This window comes from Klebsiella sp. GFKo11, assembly GCF_056490265.1.
On the sequence record NZ_CM151369.1, the window covers coordinates 2,572,997 to 2,590,183 of the forward strand.

Below are 17,187 nucleotides of genomic sequence, written 5' to 3' on the forward strand. Positions count from 1 at the left end.
GCAGAAGCCGCGCAGAGTAACTCTCTGATTCACGAGAGTTATAGAGAGAAGTGAGAGGAGGAGTGAAATTAAGAACATATAAAATTAATGTATTTAATTGACTGGCGGTCAGTCAATTGCTACGGTTAATTAAAATCAGCCGATCATACAAGGGACTATTATGCGTCTTAGTCGTCATCATGCCGCGCTTGCTGCGGCTTATCTTGGCACTTTCCTTGCCTCATTAGATATCAGTATCGTCAATGTTGCCTTGCCTACGATGCAGAGCGCACTGCACACCGACATTGCCGGGTTACAGTGGGTGGTCAACGCCTACGCCGTTTGCCTGTCTGCCTTTATGCTGTCAGCCGGTCCTCTTGCTGACCGCTATGGCCATAAGCGTGCCTGGGTGGGAGGAGTGGTACTGTTTACCTGCGGCTCGGTTCTGTGCGGGCTGGCACCCAGCCTGGGCATGCTGCTTACCGGCCGGGCGATCCAGGGGGTGTCTGCGGCGTTACTGATTTCAGGGGCGATGCCGATCCTGACCCATGCTTTTCCCGATGCAAGGCAGCGTGCACATGCCATCGGGGGGTGGTCAGCGTTTAGCGCGTTGGCGCTGATCCTCGGGCCTCTGCTGGGGGGCATACTGCTCCAGTGGTTGGGTTGGCAGAGTATTTTCTTGGTTAATATTCCGCTGTGCCTGGTGGCGATAGCGGCAGGATTGTGGGGAATACCTGAACGTAAATTTCCCGATCATGCGGCACTGGATACGGCGGGGCAACTGTTGGGGATTTTGTCGTTAGGGGCACTGGCCTGGGGGATGATTGAGGCGGGTAAATATGGTTTTAGCGGCAAATTCCCGCTGATTATCCTCGCGTTTGCCGTGGTGGGATTTATGCTGTTTGCTCTGGTGGAGAAACGAACTCCACGGCCATTACTGCCGCTGGCACTGCTGCGCGAACAGGCGTTCGTCAGCGTTAATCTGGCATCATTCATCCTTGGATTTTCTTACTATAGCTGCCTGTTCTTCTTTTCGATTTTCCTGCAACAGATTCAGGGCTGGGCACCGGCTGAAGCCGGCTGGCGCATGTTGCCGTTATTTGCCGTTACCGGTCTGGTATCGCTGTTGTTTGGCCGCATCAGTGCGCGGTTGCCGATGCGCGCATTAATGGTCACCGGTTATGGCATTGCGGGCCTGTCGATGGTCGCCATGGTGCTGCTGCGTGCTGAGACTTCTTACTGGCTGGTCGGGACGTTGTTTGCCCTGCTGGGGGCTGGTGCTGGGCTGGCAGTGCCTGGCATTGGCATGCTGGTGATGGCCATGGCTCCCACTGAGCAGGCCGGGTCAGTTTCTGCCATGATGAATGCGCTGCGTCAGGCCGGGATGACTATCGGCATTGCATTACTCGGTACATTAATGAGCGGACAGGCCATACGCACGTTGAGTGAGTCCCTCAACGCCAGCGGCATTGACGATGCTGCGCAAATTGCCCATTTGGCGGTGACGCGGCATCTGCCCACTGCAACCGTCGCTGATTTTAGCGCCCGTTATACGGCAGCGATGGAGAGCGGTTTTCATCTCGCGATGCTGTGCGCCGGGGGCGCCTGTTTTGTCGCGATGGCACTACTGATATGCTTACAGCCAATAAAGGATGCGCGGGGGATAAAGGTCGCCTGACAGCGCGTAGTGCGTATAAGGCTAGTGAGAATATGGTGTATAGTTCGCCTCTTGACCTGCTTACCTCTGTTTTGCAAGCACTGAATCAGGTTTAGGTTGTTGCTAACATCTATCCGGCATCAGGTATATACCTGTGCCCAAATGGGATATCCGCACACAGTCGCCTCAACACTTGGACGGTCTCAAGGATCATTATAAAAATCAGGTTCCGACTGTGCAGGTGCAACCTGTTACCATTATTCAGTACGCTGCAACTTTCATAGGTAAGCCTTAACTTAACGCGGGCTGATATTCAGTTTCATGCCGAAGGATCGACCAGATAATCTGGGCAATTATCTATCCGCATAGACGTGAGCATACTCATACTTTTTCAGGGCAAAGGCAATCAGCCCCTACGTGAACTGTGGTTTTCCATCGGTACAACTGGATGATTGTTTACAGCACAACGTGGACCTTGAGAGATGCTCGGCTTGGAGTTGTATCGTCGTGGTTCCTTAGGCTTAATAAGTTCTAATTGAATTCTGTCATCCACACGCCCAGTTTATCCGCCCATTCTTGCATCATAATTTTTCGTTCTTCAAGATAGATTGCATGATTATACGTTCGGCGCACATTATTGGTATCAGCGTGCGCAAGCTGAGCCTCAATTGCATCAGGACGATAGCCCATCTCGTTTAAATGCGTACTACCTGTGGTTCTGGTGGCATGTGGGCTATAAGTGCCACTCCAGCCGAGGCTTTTCAGTAGCTGGCGCAGTGAGTGCGATGTCATCGGGCCACGCGGGTTATCTCGCCCCGGGAAGATATGCTTTCGATGCCCGGTTAATCCCTGTAGTGTTCTGAGCATGTTGACCGCTTGTGAGGGAAGGGGAATAACGTGTTCTCTGCGGGCCTTCATTCGCGTTGCCGGAATTGTCCACAGTGCGTTATCGAGATCGAACTCTGCCCATTCCGCTTCGGTAACTTCGGCAGGCCGCGCCAGCGTCCACCACATTAGCCACATGCAATAGTTAACTTGGTATGAGCCACGACTGTTGTCAAAACAGCTTAATAGCTTCCCGATTTGCTCTGGGATCAAGGCCTGTTTGTGCTGCGTTTTATTTGCCGGAATCGCCTTACGCACCGGCCAGACAGGATCGCTATCAGCTCTGAGCGTCGCGACCGCCAGCTCAAAAACCGATGAAATAGTGCGTCGTGCTTCAGCGGCAACTGTCGGTGCGCCGCGCTTAGCCGTTTCCTGAAGAATTTTAAGAATGTGGTGCGGGGTGATTTCCCTGATAGGAAGTTTGCCGATGGTGGGGAAAACTACACGCTCAAGCATATCAAGGCGGCGCGTTTTGGTGATGTCGGCCCAGTCTTTCATCTGCAACCACTCTTTGGCGATAAGTTCAAAGGTGTTGGAGGCATCGTTGACCTTGCGTATTTTATCTAGCTGCCTAGCTTGTGCCGGGTTTACTCCCTCTGCTACTTGCTTACGTGCTTGCTCGCATTTCTCCCGCGCCTCGGCGAGCTTGACTGCTGGATACTCACCCAACGCAAACATGCTGGATTTGCCGTTGAGTTTAAACCGATAGCGCCATGCCTTTTTGCCGTTGGGTTTCACTTCGAGGTAGAGACCGTTGAAGTCATTGAGTCGATAGAGTTTTTCTTTCGGCTTGGCAGTGCGGCATTGCGTATCAGTGAGCATAGCGAGTCCTTGTCTATTTCCTATACCGCTATTGTACTCACCTAAAACGAAGATGGAAACTGATTGTACTCATGCTTGTACTCATTTTCAGCTGCGCTGTAGTGAGATTACATGAGACGTCATGAAAAGAAAAATCCACGCAACTGCGTGGATTTTAGATGATTTGTCGGTCTTCATGGGAAGCATTGAGATCCCATGAGACAACAGAAATTACTTAGACGTTGAACAGGAAGTTCATGATATCGCCATCTTTCACAATATAATCTTTACCTTCAGCACGCATTTTCCCGGCTTCTTTAGCACCTTGCTCACCTTTATAGGTAATAAAGTCTTCAAAGGCGATGGTTTGGGCGCGGATAAAGCCTTTCTCGAAGTCGGTGTGGATTTTACCTGCCGCCTGCGGTGCGGTTGCACCGACTGGGATGGTCCACGCACGAACTTCTTTCACGCCAGCGGTGAAGTAGGTTTGCAGGTTCAACAGTTCGTAACCAGCGCGGATAACGCGGTTCAGACCCGGTTCTTCAATTCCCAGTTCAGCCATGAACTCCTCGCGATCGGCATCGTCGAGTTCAGCGATATCGGATTCAACAGCAGCGCAAACGGCAACCACGACAGAACCTTCCGCAGCCGCGATTTCGCGCACTTTATCGAGGTACGGGTTATTCTCAAAACCGTCTTCGTTGACGTTAGCGATATACATGGTTGGCTTCAGGGTCAGGAAGCTCAGGTATTTAATCGCTGCTTTGTCTTCTTCGGTCAGGTTTTTCAGCGCACGCAGCATACCGGCGTTTTCCAGCTGCGGCAGGCATTTTTCCAGAGCCGCCTGTTCAGCTTTAGCGTCTTTATCGCCGCCTTTGGCCTTTTTCTGTACGCGGTGCAGGGCGCGCTCACAGGTGTCCAGATCGGACAGCGCCAGTTCGGTGTTAATAACTTCGATATCGTCAGCCGGATCCACTTTATTGTTAACGTGGATAATGTTGTCGTTTTCAAAGCAGCGCACCACGTGACCGATAGCTTCGGTTTCACGAATGTTGGTCAGAAACTGGTTACCCAGACCTTCGCCTTTAGACGCGCCTTTTACCAGACCTGCGATATCGACGAATTCCATGGTGGTTGGCAGAATACGCTGCGGTTTGACGATTTCAGCCAGTTTGTCCAGACGCGGATCGGGCATCGGAACGACACCGGTGTTCGGCTCGATGGTACAGAAGGGGAAGTTGGCCGCTTCAATACCCGCTTTGGTGAGCGCATTGAACAGGGTGGATTTGCCGACGTTGGGCAAACCGACGATACCGCATTTGAATCCCATGATTTAAATCACCTTAATCTTTGGATAATCAACCTGTTACAGTGAGCAGATTGTAGAAAAGTAAATAGCTTTGCCTATTATACACCGTGCGCGGCAAAAATTCCGCACGTCGACCGGTTATTGCGCTTTAAAAGCGTGTAATCGGTTGGTTGCTTTGGTGAGACCCTCTTTCAGCCAAACTTCGGTACAACGCACCGCTTCGTCAACAGCTTCATCAATGAGTTTCTGTTCGCTAACGGGCGGTTTCCCCAAAACAAAACCGATAACTTTATTTTTATCGCCCGGATGACCGATTCCCACACGTAAGCGGTGAAAGTTCGGGTTATTACCCAGTTTGTTGATGATGTCTTTCAGGCCATTATGGCCGCCATGGCCGCCGCCAAGTTTGAATTTAGCTACGCCGGGCGGCAGGTCGAGCTCATCATGGGCCACCAGAATTTCATCTGGATTGATGCGAAAGAAGGTTGCCATAGCCGATACGGCTTTACCGCTAAGATTCATAAAGGTGGTGGGTACCAGCAGACGAACATCTTCACCAGCAAGGTTAATCCGTGAGGTGTAGCCGAAGAATTTGCTCTCTTCGCGCAGCGGTGCGCGGTTGCGCTCAGCTAATAAATCTACATACCAGGCACCGGCGTTATGTCGGGTCGCGGCGTATTCAGCGCCGGGATTGGCCAGGCCGACAATCAATTTTATGGTCACTTTTCTATCCTGAGTGGGTCGTTCTCTGGCGCGTAGTGTACTGTCTGCGCGCGCGGTTGACAAAATTCTGCCAGCGAAACGCTGCATGTCATGATGGTTTCGGGTTTGAACAATTAGAATTTGATGTAGTTCAGTAGGTTATTTGTAAACTTTTGTTGGTTTGATGTTCGCTTATGTGATCGTCCACGCAATCGCTTTATTGGTCATTGTCTATACTATACCTACAAGATTTGGGGATATTCCCATGCAACCCAAGGTTCCGGAGGTGACATATGAAACGCAGAAACGCTTCGTTACTCGGTAATGTGCTGATGGGGTTGGGGTTGGTCGTCATGGTTGTCGGCGTTGGTTACTCTATTCTAAACCAGCTTCCGCAGCTTGACCTGCCGCAGTTTTTTGCGCATGGCGCAATCTTAAGCATTTTTGTCGGCGCGGTTCTGTGGCTGGCAGGTGCGCGTATCGGCGGCCATGAACAGGTCAGCGACAGATACTGGTGGGTTCGTCATTACGACAAACGCTGCCACCGCGATCAGCATCGCCACAGCTGAGTGAATTCCATTCCACCAGCCGTTCAGTACGGCTGGTGCGTTCTATCATAGCCTGGGCAGGCTATCCCTCTATTGTCGTCTAAATTTCCCTTTCGTTACCCTTTTCGAATATTACGGCGCGATCCAAATTCGTATACTTAGCACTTGACCCTGACGTAACGTCAGACAGCAGTGTGGCGTCACTGGTAAACGAAAGGAGCAGTCATGTTAATTCAGGTGGGAGAACTGGCGAAGCGTGCCGGAATAACCGTTCGCACGCTACATCACTATGAACAAACAGGATTGCTGACCCCTTCGGCCAGAAGCGCGGCGGGTTACCGGCTATACAATCTGGCGGCCGTTCAGCGGCTGCATACGATCAAGGTGTTGGCTCAGGCCGGGCTGGAACTCGCCACTATTAAGGACTATCTCGCCAGGGATGCTTTCTCGCTGTCTGACCTGCTGGCCAAGCAGATAACCACTCTTGATCGGCAGCTACAAACCATCTCAACGCTACGCGAACGGCTGGCGCTGCTGCGCGATGAGTTAGACGGGGGAAGTGACCCCGATCTGGAGTCCTGGCTACAGATGCTGGAGCTAATGAAAATGTACGATCGCTGGTTTAGTCAACAGGAACTACAGGTGCTGCCGTTCGCGGAGCAGGATGAGCAACGTAATCAAGCCTGGCGGGCGCTGGTTAATGAAGTTCAGGGATTAATGCGCAAGCAATGCCCGGCAGATGCCCCTCAGGCGATGAGTCTGGCGACCCGCTGGATGGAACAGTTAGAGCAGGATACCGCTGGACGACCTGAATTTTTGACCCGGCTGAATGAAATGCTTGCCGCCGAACCACAGATGTGCGAACAAACCGGCGTTACCCCGCAGATTATTGACTTTATCACTCACGCTTTTGCGGAAAGTAAACTGGAGATCTGGGCGCGCTATCTGAACGCCGAGGAGCTGGCGTTCACCCGGCAGCACTATTTCGATCGGCTGATGGAATGGCCGGCGTTAGTGGCGGAACTGCATTATGCGTGTCGTGAACAGCTGACACCGGCTTCATCGCAAGGACAACAGCTTGCACAACGCTGGCTGGCGTTGTTTCAATCTTACGCCGGAGATAACCCGCAAACTCAGCAGAAGTTTCGCTACGCGATGGAGCAGGAGCCGCATTTGATGAAGGGAACGTGGATGACCCCGGAGGTGCTTGCCTGGCTTCAGCAGGCTATAGGGGTGATGATGCGGCAGGCACAGGGGCCTGCCGCCAGCTAATTAAATGTCCGCCAGCGCGGCGTTACGATCCGGGTAAAAGCTCAGGCGACCCGCAATCGGTTTAACGCCTGCGCGCGCCAAAGTGCGCAGCGGTTGAAACTCGAGGTTAGAGACGCGCAGCTCACAGCCTTCCGGCAGCTTACTGACAAAGCGCTGGAAGGCATCAAGCCCACCGGCATCCAGCACCGGCACCGCATCCCACTTCAGCACAACGATACGTTTACCTTCAACCCGCGTTTCCAGATCGGTAAACAGCCCCTCAGCGGCAGCGAAGAACAGTGGCCCTATCACGCGTAGCACCAACACATCGTCAGGCACTTCAACGTTGACCGGCGCGAGGCGAGTCATGCGCGCAATCCGGCGCATAAACAGCAGTGAGGCCAGCACGATACCCACGCTGATGGCGATAACCATATCAAACAGCACGGTCAGCGACATACACATCAGCAGCACGATAATGTCGTCTTTCGGGCCGTGACGCAGTAAGTTCACAACCTTATGCGCCTCGCTCATATTCCATGCCACCATCAGCAGCAGCGCCGCCATCGCGGAAAGCGGCAGCCAGGAAAGCAGCGGCGCGAGGACCAGTAGCGCCATGATCACCAGCAGGGCGTGGATCACGGCGGAAACCGGTGAGGTTGCGCCAGCACGGACGTTTGCTGCTGAACGAGCAATGGCGGCAGTGGCGGTAATACCGCCGAAGAACGGTGCAACGATGTTGCCAAGGCCCTGGCCAATCAGTTCGCTATTGGCTTTATGTTTGGTGCCGGTCATGCCATCCAGTACCACGGCGCAGAGCAGCGATTCAATCGCCCCCAGCATAGCCATCGAAAACGCCGCCGGGAGCAGTGCCTGCAGCGAGGCCCAACTGAGCGTAAAGTCCGAACCGGGCATATCCCACGGCAGAACCAACTGCGGCAGCAGTTGCGGAATACCGTTGCCCTGGCTGCCGTCGGCGAGAATATAGTGGAACTGAGAGCCGATAGTGGCGACGTGGCCGCCAACCAGGTTGACTACGCCCATCACCGCACAGCCTGCCAATAGAGCTGGAAGGTGGCCAGGAAGGCGGATCCCGAGGCGCGGCCAGAAAATTAAGATCCCTAGCGTGACCACGCCAATCGCCGCATCACCGAGGTTAATCGTCGGCAGGGCCATAAACAGTGCGCCGACTTTCTGCAAATAATGTTCAGGCACGTGGGCCATCTGCAGGCCGAGAAAATCTTTAATCTGCATGGTACCAATGGTGATACCAATCCCGGAGGTAAAACCGAGCGTGACCGACAGCGGGATGTACTCAATCAGGCGACCAAAGCGTGCCAGGCCGAAAAGAATTAAAAACACCCCCGACATTAACGTCGCCACCAACAGCCCCGCAAGGCCAAACTGCTGCGAAACCGGGTACAAAATGACCACGAAGGCGGCGGTTGGCCCTGAGACGCTAAAGCGCGAGCCACCGGATAGCGCGATGATAATCCCTGCGACGGCTGACGTATAAAGTCCGTACTGTGGCGCTACGCCGCTGCCTATTGCCAGCGCCATCGCCAGCGGAATGGCGATGATCCCGACGGTAATCCCGGCAATGACATCGCGGGTAAATCGCGATGCGGTATATTTTTCTTTCCAGCAAGCGTCGATGAGGGCGCGGAAAGGCATCACATGTGAGGAAAATAATCTATTCACAATAATGTTTCATCCATGAGCGCATCATCTGTCAACTGAATGGCAGGTGAAGGAGGCATTAATCATACAAATTAGGTTCAGAGACAAAAAAACCCGCCGCAGCGGGTTTTTATGCCGGGCTCGATTAGTGTTCGAACATGGCAGAGATGGATTCTTCGTTGCTGATACGACGAATCGCTTCGGCCAGCATACCAGACAGCGTCAGGGTACGAACTTTTGCCAGCGCTTTGATTTCTGGTGCCAGTGGAATGGTATCGCAGACGACGAATTCGTCAATCACAGAGTTTTGGATATTCTGGATAGCATTACCTGAGAAGATCGGGTGCGTTGCGTAAGCGAATACGCGTTTAGCGCCACGTTCTTTCAGTGCTTCTGCTGCTTTACACAGGGTACCGCCGGTATCAATCATATCGTCAACCATCACGCAGTCACGACCAGCGACGTCACCGATGATGTGCATCACCTGAGAGACGTTAGCGCGCGGGCGACGTTTGTCGATAATAGCCATGTCGGTATCGTGCAGCAGCTTGGCAATAGCACGAGCACGAACGACGCCGCCGATGTCAGGAGAAACCACAATCGGGTTATCCAGATTCAGCTGCAACATGTCTTCCAGCAGGATTGGGCTGCCGAATACGTTATCAACCGGAACATCAAAGAAGCCCTGAATTTGTTCTGCATGCAGATCAACGGTCAGGACACGGTCGACGCCAACGCTGGACAGGAAGTCGGCAACCACTTTTGCGGTGATAGGTACGCGAGCAGAACGAACACGACGGTCCTGGCGAGCATAACCGAAGTAAGGGATAACAGCGGTGATACGACCTGCCGAAGCACGACGCAGAGCATCAACCATAACAACCAATTCCATCAGGTTGTCATTGGTGGGAGCACAAGTGGACTGGATGATGAAAATATCACCACCGCGTACGTTTTCATTGATTTGTACGCTGACTTCGCCGTCGCTAAAACGACCTACAGCGGCGTCGCCAAGAGAAGTGTACAGGCGGTTGGCAATACGTTGTGCTAGTTCCGGGGTAGCGTTACCAGCAAAAAGCTTCATATCAGGCACGAGAAGAACCTCAGGCATGCGTCCAGTGGTGGATGAAACGGGCCAAGAACTGTGCGGGTCGGCACGATTTCATCCAGGCGGTGTATTTAAAGAGCTCAATGCAACGTCTGGAACAGGGTGACGTTGTCACCGTAACTCAGTATCCCCGGCGTGCTCGCCGTTTTTTGCTAAATTCAGCAGGACTTAGAGCAGCGATTGCTTGAGCGGAGAGATGTTAACACCTCGCGCTACAAAGCCATGCAGCCATGCCGGGGCTTTTTTAAGCACCTGACGAGCGGCGGATTCAGTGTCAAATTCAGCAAACACACATGCACCGGTACCAGTCAGGCGCGACGGCGCATATTCTAGCAGCCAGGAAAGCGCCGCATCAACCTCGCGAAAACGTTTTCTTGCGATAACCTCGCAATCATTGCCGAATTTACATTTTAATAACGTATTAATTGACCTGCTCGGGGTATCACGAGGAAGTTCCGGATCGCGAAAAATGATCGGTGTTGGAATACTGACCCCAGGATGGGCGACCAGATACCACTTTTCTTCTGGCTCTACCGGCGTCAGGATTTCACCCACGCCTTCGGCAAAAGCCGCATGACCGCGAACGAACACCGGCACGTCAGCACCTAGCTGCAAACCTAAAGCGGCCAGTTCATCTTCTGAAAGATGGCAGCCCCATAGATGATTAAGCGCCACCAGCACGGTGGCGGCATTGGAGGAGCCGCCGCCGAGACCGCCGCCCATGGGGAGAATCTTATCGATGCTGATGTCGGCGCCGCTGCCTGCGGGCAGGGTCCCGCGCTCAGAGGCTGCCTGCATTAATAACCTTGCCGCGCGGATAATCAGGTTCTCATCATCCGGCACGCCGTCCACCGGCGTCAGCAGGCGCAGTTCACCATCATCACGCGGTTCGATGGTCAACGTGTCGCCATAATCAAGGAACTGAAACAGCGTCTGCAGCGTGTGATAACCATCGGCGCGCTGTCCGGTAATGTACAAAAACAGATTCAGCTTCGCAGGAGAGGGCCAGCGGGTCATCATTTCACAATCCAGTTATCCATTTTCAGCTTGATGCGCTGACTGCCGTTGTTGAGTTCCATATTGGCCGGAAGTGAGGGTTTCGTATCAGTGGTGTAGCCGCTATAGGTGACATGCCAGGTCTTGCCATTTTGCGTGTAGTTCAGCTCGCGTAGACGGTACTGGTCATCAAGAGCGTAATCGGTCGCCTCACCCGGCAGGCCGATAATCCACTGGCGCAGGCTGTTGAGCGGAATCGGCATCCCGGTCAGGCGGCCAATCATCTCTTCTGCATCGGTCGCAGTGTAGGTCTGTCCTTTATTGTCGATCATCTGCACGCTGCCCGGCTGCGCGGTCAACGACAGTTCTGTGCTGCCGAGCGGGTTAGTCAGCAGCAGACGATAGCGGTCCTGGCCAGTCTGCTGCCAGAAGAAGCGGGCATACACTTTTTGTTCATCTGAGAGGTAAGCAAAAGCGCCGCGCGTCTGGAACTGATTGAGATTGCGGACATCTTGCTGGTGCTGACGCCACTGCGGAGCGTCAGGGCTTTTACCTGGTCCTTGCGGAGCGTTAATCGTACAGGCGGTCAGAACGAGGCTTGCCAGCGGCAACAGGCGGAACAGTCGATTCATAATGATGACAAATCCTTGATGTCTACAGTGAAATACGGCGAATGGGATAAAGTCGCGGCCGATTTGTGTAGCGGGTTACAATAATAACCTTTAATGCTAGCGTCGCCGGGCGGTAGCGTCTACGTTCAAGTTGTCTGAAATCAAAAAATTACCGTTAATGGCTATTACTGATTAGCTATTACTCCAAAAGGGGAGGCTCTCTTTTATTGATTACGCGCATCCTGTATGATGCCCCCAGACTAACCTTAGCAACGCTGGTACTACTCCCTCACAATGACCCTTTTAGCTCTTGGCATTAATCACAAAACAGCCCCGGTAGCGCTGCGAGAACGCGTAACGTTTTCGCCGGATACGCTCGACCAGGCGCTGGAGAGCTTGCTGGCTCAGCCAATGGTGCAGGGCGGGGTGGTGCTGTCGACCTGCAACCGTACGGAACTTTACCTCAGCGTTGAAGAGCAGGATAACCTTCAGGAAGTCCTGATTCGTTGGCTGTGTGACTATCACGGCCTGAATGAAGACGAACTGCGTAAAAGCCTCTATTGGCACCAGGATAACGATGCGGTCAGCCATTTGATGCGCGTTGCCAGCGGGCTGGACTCGCTGGTGCTTGGCGAACCACAGATCCTCGGACAAGTGAAAAAAGCCTTTGCCGATTCCAGCCGCGGGCATCTGAACGTCAGCGAACTGGAGCGCATGTTCCAGAAGTCGTTCTCGGTGGCCAAACGCGTGCGTACCGAAACCGATATCGGTGCCAGCGCGGTCTCCGTCGCGTTTGCTGCCTGTACTCTGGCGCGTCAAATCTTTGAATCACTGTCAAGCGTCACGGTGCTGCTGGTTGGCGCCGGGGAAACCATCGAATTGGTGGCCCGCCATTTGCGTGAGCACAAGGTGCGCAAGATGGTGATTGCCAATCGTACCCGTGAGCGTGCTCAGGCGCTGGCCGAAGAAGTCGGCGCAGAGGTCATCTCCCTGAGTGATATCGACGAACGTTTGAAAGAAGCCGACATTATTATTAGCTCTACCGCCAGCCCGCTGCCCATTATCGGCAAAGGGATGGTGGAGCGCGCGTTGAAGGCGCGCCGCAATCAGCCGATGCTGCTGGTAGATATCGCGGTACCACGTGATGTTGAACCCGAAGTTGGCAAGCTGGCGAACGCCTATCTCTATAGCGTGGACGATCTACAAAACATCATTCAGCATAATCTGGCGCAGCGAAAAGCCGCGGCGGTGCAGGCTGAAACCATTGTCGAGCAGGAAACCAGCGAATTTATGGCCTGGCTGCGTGCCCAGAGCGCCAGCGAGACTATCCGCGAATATCGTTCCCAGGCTGAGCTGGTCCGCGACGAGCTGACGGCGAAGGCGCTTGCTGCGCTGAGCCAGGGCGGCGATGCGCAGGAAATCATGCAGGACCTGGCGCGTAAGTTGACTAACCGCCTGATCCACTCGCCAACCAAATCTCTTCAGCAGGCTGCCCGTGACGGGGATGATGAACGCCTGCATATTCTGCGCAACAGCCTCGGGCTGGAATAGCGCACCTTTCTCTCTTTTTTAGGACAGGGTGATTTCACGCCTATGAAGCCTTCTATTGTTGCCAAACTGGAAGCTCTTTACGAGCGCCACGAGGAAGTTCAGGCGCTACTCGGCGACGCTGCGACCATCGCCGATCAAGATAAATTTCGCGCATTATCGCGAGAGTACGCACAGCTGAGCGACGTGGCTCGTTGCTATACCGACTGGCGTCAGCTGCAGGATGATATTGAAACTGCGCAGATGATGCTCGACGACCCGGAAATGCGCGAAATGGCGCAGGAAGAGCTGCGTGAAGCGAAAGAAAAAGGCGAGCAGATGGAACAGCAGCTGCAGGTTCTGCTGCTGCCAAAAGATCCGGATGACGAACGTAACGCTTTTGTCGAAGTGCGCGCCGGTACCGGCGGTGATGAAGCGGCGTTGTTTGCTGGCGATCTGTTCCGTATGTACAGCCGTTATGCCGAAGCCCGCCGCTGGCGTGTGGAAATCATGAGCGCTAACGAAGGCGAACATGGTGGTTTTAAAGAAGTGATTGCTAAGATCAGCGGCGATGGCGTCTATGGTCGCCTGAAGTTCGAATCTGGCGGTCATCGCGTTCAACGCGTACCGGCAACTGAGTCTCAGGGGCGTATCCATACTTCTGCCTGTACCGTGGCGGTGATGCCGGAGCTGCCGGAAGCCGAAATGCCTGAAATTAACGCGGGCGATCTGCGTATTGATACCTTCCGCTCTTCGGGTGCTGGCGGTCAGCACGTTAACACCACCGATTCGGCTATTCGTATTACCCACTTGCCGACCGGTATTGTCGTCGAGTGCCAGGACGAACGTTCACAGCACAAAAACAAAGCCAAAGCCTTGTCGGTGCTGGGCGCGCGTATTCGCGCTGCGGAAGTGGCTAAACGCCATCAGGCGGAAGCCTCCGAACGCCGTAACCTGTTGGGCAGCGGCGATCGCAGCGATCGTAATCGCACCTATAACTATCCGCAGGGGCGCGTCACCGACCACCGCATCAACCTGACGCTTTACCGTCTGGATGAGGTGATGGAAGGAAAACTTGATATGCTCATTGAGCCGATTGTGCAGGAATATCAAGCCGATCAGCTGGCAGCGCTTTCCGAGCAGGAATGATGACATTTCAGCAGTGGTTGACCCAGGCCATAACCCGCCTGAGCCAAAGCGAAAGTCCGCGCCGGGATGCCGAAATCTTGCTCGGCCACGTGACCGGCAAAGCGCGGACTTATATTCTCGCGTTTGACGAAACGACTCTGACGGAGCAACAGTTAGCTGAGCTGGAAACGCTACTCAGCCGTCGCTCGCAGGGTGAGCCGGTGGCTCACCTGGTCGGCCAGCGTGAGTTCTGGTCGCTGCCGCTGTTTGTCTCCCCGGCGACGCTTATTCCGCGCCCGGACACCGAATGTCTGGTTGAGCAGGCCCTGGAGCGATTGCCTGGGGCACCGTGCCGCATCCTCGATCTCGGCACCGGCACCGGCGCTATCGCACTGGCGTTAGCCAGCGAACGCCCGGACTGCCAGCTGACAGCCGTCGACTTTATGCCTGATGCGGTTGCGCTGGCCGAGCGCAACGTCGCTCATCTCGCTATCGATAACGTCTCCGTGCGGCAAAGCAACTGGTTCAGCGCGCTCGCCGGGCAGCAATTCGACATGATAGTCAGCAATCCCCCCTATATCGACGAAACCGACCCGCATCTTGAACAGGGCGATGTGCGCTTTGAGCCAAAAACGGCGCTGGTTGCTGCCGACAGTGGGTTTGCCGATTTGGCGCATATTATCCGTGAAGGCCGTCGTTTCCTTGTCCCCGGCGGCGTTATGCTGCTGGAGCATGGCTGGACGCAGGGTGAAGCGGTGCGCGAGTTATTTCGCGAGGCCGGGTACCTCGATGTCTCCACCTGCCGCGATTACGGAGATAACGAACGTCTGACGTTGGGGCTGATACCGGGAGGGCCGCATGAACCTGTTTAGCGCCGTGCTGTATCTGCATATTGCCAGCGTGGTGGTCTCGGTCAGCCTGTTCGTGTTGCGCTACTGGTGGAGCTGGAGCGGTAATCGTCTGCTCAATCAACGCTGGGTACGCATTGCGCCGCACTGTAGCGATACCGTGCTGTTTCTCAGCGGCGCAGGATTAATGGCAATAACGCACTATCTGCCGTTTACCGAGGACGGTACATGGCTGACTGAAAAGCTGTTTGGCGTTATCATTTATATCGCATTGGGTTTTATCGCGTTGGGCCGTCGTCGCCCGCGCAGCCAGCAGAGTCGGTTTATCGCCTTTCTGTTGGCCCTGGTGGTGTTGTTCATCATCATTCAACTCGCCATCACAAGAATACCGTTACTGGGGTAAGTCATGAGGTCGTTAGCTGATTTCGAATTTAATAAAGCGCCATTATGTGATGGCATGGTCCTCATTTCCGAATTAATCCGCGACGATTTTCCGACGCACTATGTGCAGGATGAACTGGAGCGGTTGCTAGGTCTGGCGCAGGAGGAGATTGCTTCTTCCTGGGATCAGGAACGCCAGATCGAGCGTTTGCTGGAACTTTTTTACAAGGACTGGGGATTCAGCGCATCCCACGGCGTCTACCGCCTGTCCGACGCCCTGTGGATTGATAAGGTTCTGAACAACCGACAGGGCAGCGCGGTGTCGTTAGGTGCTGTCCTGCTGTGGATTGCTCAGCGTCTGTCGCTGCCGGTTGTACCGGTGATTTTCCCAACGCAGATGCTGCTTCGCGCCGATCCCGAAGAGAGCGAAGAGATGTGGCTTATCAACCCGTTCAATGGCGAAACCCTGAACGAGCACACTCTGGAGGTCTGGCTGAAGGGCAATATTAGTCCGCTTGCCGAGCTGTTTAATGAGGATCTTGATGAGGCTGATAACGCGGAAGTGATCCACAAACTGCTTGATACTCTGAAATCAGCCCTGATGGAAGAGCGGCAGATGGAACTGGCGTTAGGCACCAGCGAGGCGCTCTTGCAGTTCAATCCAGAAGACCCGTATGAAATTCGCGATCGCGGACTGATTTACGCCCAGCTTGAGTGCGATCATGTGGCATTGCAGGATCTCAACTACTTCGTGGAGCAGTGCCCGGAAGACCCGATCAGCGAAATGATCCGTGCGCAGATCAACACCATTTCGCATAAACAAATTACATTGCATTAGTCTGAAACCAATCCGGTTACACCCTGATAAGGCGAACTTATGAAACAAAAAGTGGTTAGCATTGGTGATATCAACGTAGCAAACGACCTGCCATTCGTTCTGTTTGGTGGGATGAACGTGCTGGAGTCCCGCGATCTTGCGATGCGTATCTGCGAACACTATGTGACCGTCACGCAGAAGCTGGGCATTCCCTATGTGTTCAAAGCCTCTTTTGATAAAGCTAACCGTTCTTCCATCCACTCCTATCGCGGGCCGGGTCTGGAAGAAGGGATGAAGATTTTCCAGGAGCTGAAACAGACTTTTGGTGTGAAAATCATCACCGATGTTCACGAAGCCAGCCAGGCGCAGCCGGTTGCTGATGTGGTTGACGTTATCCAGCTGCCAGCGTTCCTGGCGCGCCAGACTGACCTGGTCGAAGCGATGGCGAAAACCGGTGCGGTCATTAACGTTAAGAAACCGCAGTTCGTGAGCCCGGGCCAGATGGGTAACATCGTCGATAAATTTATCGAAGGCGGTAACGACCAGATTATTTTGTGCGATCGCGGTGCTAACTTCGGCTACGACAACCTGGTTGTCGATATGCTGGGCTTTGGCGTGATGAAAAAATCGTCCAACAACTCACCGGTTATCTTTGATGTGACCCACGCACTACAGTGTCGCGACCCGTTTGGCGCGGCCTCCGGCGGTCGTCGTGCTCAGGTTGCTGAACTGGCGCGTGCCGGTATGGCGGTGGGTATCGCCGGTCTGTTCATCGAAGCACACCCGGATCCTGAACACGCGAAATGCGACGGTCCGTCCGCGCTGCCGCTGGATAAACTGGAGCCGTTCCTCAAGCAAATGAAAGCCATCGACGATCTGGTCAAAGGCTTTGATGAGCTGGATACCAGCAAGTAATTGCCCCTGATATGACAAAAGCCTGCCCGTTGCAAAACCGGCAG

16 protein-coding genes are annotated in these 17,187 nt (G+C 54.0%); 9 read left to right on the forward strand and 7 right to left on the reverse strand.

The features are described from left to right. The first annotated feature begins 160 nt into the window (after positions 1 to 160). Positions 161 to 1,657, forward strand: coding sequence for an MFS transporter (locus AC07P6_RS12385; RefSeq protein ID WP_100016883.1), 1,497 nt, complete (start codon positions 161 to 163; stop codon positions 1,655 to 1,657). A gap of 510 nt (positions 1,658 to 2,167) precedes the next feature. Here AC07P6_RS12385 and AC07P6_RS12390 read toward each other — a convergent pair. The 3 genes from AC07P6_RS12390 to pth all read right to left on the reverse strand — a co-directional run bounded on the left by AC07P6_RS12390 (position 2,168) and on the right by pth (position 5,354). Next, entirely contained in the window at positions 2,168 to 3,343 is a 1,176-nt protein-coding gene (locus AC07P6_RS12390) for a tyrosine-type recombinase/integrase (RefSeq protein WP_050881850.1), read from the reverse strand. Between the two features lie 214 nt (positions 3,344 to 3,557). Then, positions 3,558 to 4,652 carry a redox-regulated ATPase YchF gene (gene ychF, locus AC07P6_RS12395; protein WP_110274204.1) on the reverse strand — a complete coding sequence of 365 codons (1,095 nt, stop codon included), beginning with the start codon at positions 4,650 to 4,652 and terminating at the stop codon, positions 3,558 to 3,560. Between the two features lie 117 nt (positions 4,653 to 4,769). Then, the gene (pth, locus tag AC07P6_RS12400; protein ID WP_478316469.1) at positions 4,770 to 5,354 is read right to left on the reverse strand and encodes an aminoacyl-tRNA hydrolase; all 585 of its coding nucleotides are present in this window, start codon (positions 5,352 to 5,354) and stop codon (positions 4,770 to 4,772) included. Between the two features lie 272 nt (positions 5,355 to 5,626). On the opposite strand from pth, the gene ychH reads away from it, so the two are divergent. Next, the gene (gene ychH, locus AC07P6_RS12405; protein ID WP_478316470.1) at positions 5,627 to 5,902 is read left to right on the forward strand and encodes a stress-induced protein YchH; all 276 of its coding nucleotides are present in this window, start codon (positions 5,627 to 5,629) and stop codon (positions 5,900 to 5,902) included. A gap of 204 nt (positions 5,903 to 6,106) precedes the next feature. Continuing rightward, positions 6,107 to 7,153, forward strand: a complete 1,047-nt coding sequence (locus AC07P6_RS12410) for a MerR family transcriptional regulator (RefSeq protein ID WP_478316471.1) — start codon at positions 6,107 to 6,109, stop codon at positions 7,151 to 7,153. Here the strand turns inward: AC07P6_RS12410 and dauA are convergent, their stop codons facing one another. From dauA to lolB, 4 genes are all read right to left on the reverse strand, one after another. After that, positions 7,154 to 8,833, reverse strand: a complete 1,680-nt coding sequence (gene dauA / locus AC07P6_RS12415; RefSeq protein WP_478316473.1) for a C4-dicarboxylic acid transporter DauA — start codon at positions 8,831 to 8,833, stop codon at positions 7,154 to 7,156. A 124-nt stretch (positions 8,834 to 8,957) separates the two neighbouring features. Continuing rightward, on the reverse strand, positions 8,958 to 9,905 hold the full coding sequence (gene prs, locus AC07P6_RS12420) for a ribose-phosphate diphosphokinase (protein WP_110274385.1): 948 nt from the start codon (positions 9,903 to 9,905) through the stop codon (positions 8,958 to 8,960). A 183-nt stretch (positions 9,906 to 10,088) separates the two neighbouring features. Further along, entirely contained in the window at positions 10,089 to 10,937 is an 849-nt protein-coding gene (ispE, locus tag AC07P6_RS12425) for a 4-(cytidine 5'-diphospho)-2-C-methyl-D-erythritol kinase (RefSeq protein WP_478316985.1), read from the reverse strand. Next, the gene (gene lolB / locus AC07P6_RS12430; protein WP_182239462.1) at positions 10,937 to 11,548 is read right to left on the reverse strand and encodes a lipoprotein insertase outer membrane protein LolB; all 612 of its coding nucleotides are present in this window, start codon (positions 11,546 to 11,548) and stop codon (positions 10,937 to 10,939) included. Before lolB ends, ispE begins: the two co-directional genes overlap by 1 nt. Before the next feature lie 273 nt (positions 11,549 to 11,821). On the opposite strand from lolB, the gene hemA reads away from it, so the two are divergent. Genes hemA through kdsA form a run of 6 tightly spaced genes read left to right on the forward strand, consistent with a single transcriptional unit; the run spans position 11,822 to position 17,143 of the window. Further along, positions 11,822 to 13,078 carry a glutamyl-tRNA reductase gene (gene hemA, locus AC07P6_RS12435; protein WP_304259812.1) on the forward strand — a complete coding sequence of 419 codons (1,257 nt, stop codon included), beginning with the start codon at positions 11,822 to 11,824 and terminating at the stop codon, positions 13,076 to 13,078. 42 nt (positions 13,079 to 13,120) lie between these two features. Further along, entirely contained in the window at positions 13,121 to 14,203 is a 1,083-nt protein-coding gene (gene prfA / locus AC07P6_RS12440; RefSeq protein WP_110274197.1) for a peptide chain release factor 1, read from the forward strand. Further along, positions 14,203 to 15,054 (forward strand): peptide chain release factor N(5)-glutamine methyltransferase, encoded by an 852-nt coding sequence (gene prmC / locus AC07P6_RS12445; protein ID WP_478316987.1) that lies wholly within the window; start codon positions 14,203 to 14,205, stop codon positions 15,052 to 15,054. The genes prfA and prmC overlap by 1 nt, the downstream gene beginning before the upstream one ends. Then, positions 15,041 to 15,433, forward strand: a complete 393-nt coding sequence (gene sirB2, locus AC07P6_RS12450; RefSeq protein WP_182239456.1) for an invasion regulator SirB2 — start codon at positions 15,041 to 15,043, stop codon at positions 15,431 to 15,433. Before prmC ends, sirB2 begins: the two co-directional genes overlap by 14 nt. Positions 15,434 to 15,436: 3 nt before the next feature. Further along, the gene (gene sirB1 / locus AC07P6_RS12455) at positions 15,437 to 16,249 is read left to right on the forward strand and encodes an invasion regulator SirB1 (RefSeq protein ID WP_112213372.1); all 813 of its coding nucleotides are present in this window, start codon (positions 15,437 to 15,439) and stop codon (positions 16,247 to 16,249) included. A gap of 39 nt (positions 16,250 to 16,288) precedes the next feature. Beyond that, positions 16,289 to 17,143 (forward strand): 3-deoxy-8-phosphooctulonate synthase, encoded by an 855-nt coding sequence (gene kdsA, locus AC07P6_RS12460; RefSeq protein ID WP_110274193.1) that lies wholly within the window; start codon positions 16,289 to 16,291, stop codon positions 17,141 to 17,143. Positions 17,144 to 17,187: the final 44 nt, after the last annotated feature.

Coding starts and splice junctions, on each gene's coding strand:
- AC07P6_RS12410 (WP_478316471.1), top strand. CDS start 6,107: ATGTTAATTCAGGTGGGAGAACTGGCGAAGCGTGCCGGAATAACCGTT.
- hemA (WP_304259812.1), top strand. CDS start 11,822: ATGACCCTTTTAGCTCTTGGCATTAATCACAAAACAGCCCCGGTAGCG.
- sirB1 (WP_112213372.1), top strand. CDS start 15,437: ATGAGGTCGTTAGCTGATTTCGAATTTAATAAAGCGCCATTATGTGAT.
- ychF (WP_110274204.1), bottom strand. CDS start 4,652: ATGGGATTCAAATGCGGTATCGTCGGTTTGCCCAACGTCGGCAAATCC.
- lolB (WP_182239462.1), bottom strand. CDS start 11,548: ATGAATCGACTGTTCCGCCTGTTGCCGCTGGCAAGCCTCGTTCTGACC.
- ychH (WP_478316470.1), top strand. CDS start 5,627: ATGAAACGCAGAAACGCTTCGTTACTCGGTAATGTGCTGATGGGGTTG.
- prmC (WP_478316987.1), top strand. CDS start 14,203: ATGACATTTCAGCAGTGGTTGACCCAGGCCATAACCCGCCTGAGCCAA.
- sirB2 (WP_182239456.1), top strand. CDS start 15,041: ATGAACCTGTTTAGCGCCGTGCTGTATCTGCATATTGCCAGCGTGGTG.
- kdsA (WP_110274193.1), top strand. CDS start 16,289: ATGAAACAAAAAGTGGTTAGCATTGGTGATATCAACGTAGCAAACGAC.
- ispE (WP_478316985.1), bottom strand. CDS start 10,937: ATGACCCGCTGGCCCTCTCCTGCGAAGCTGAATCTGTTTTTGTACATT.
- AC07P6_RS12385 (WP_100016883.1), top strand. CDS start 161: ATGCGTCTTAGTCGTCATCATGCCGCGCTTGCTGCGGCTTATCTTGGC.
- AC07P6_RS12390 (WP_050881850.1), bottom strand. CDS start 3,343: ATGCTCACTGATACGCAATGCCGCACTGCCAAGCCGAAAGAAAAACTC.
- prfA (WP_110274197.1), top strand. CDS start 13,121: ATGAAGCCTTCTATTGTTGCCAAACTGGAAGCTCTTTACGAGCGCCAC.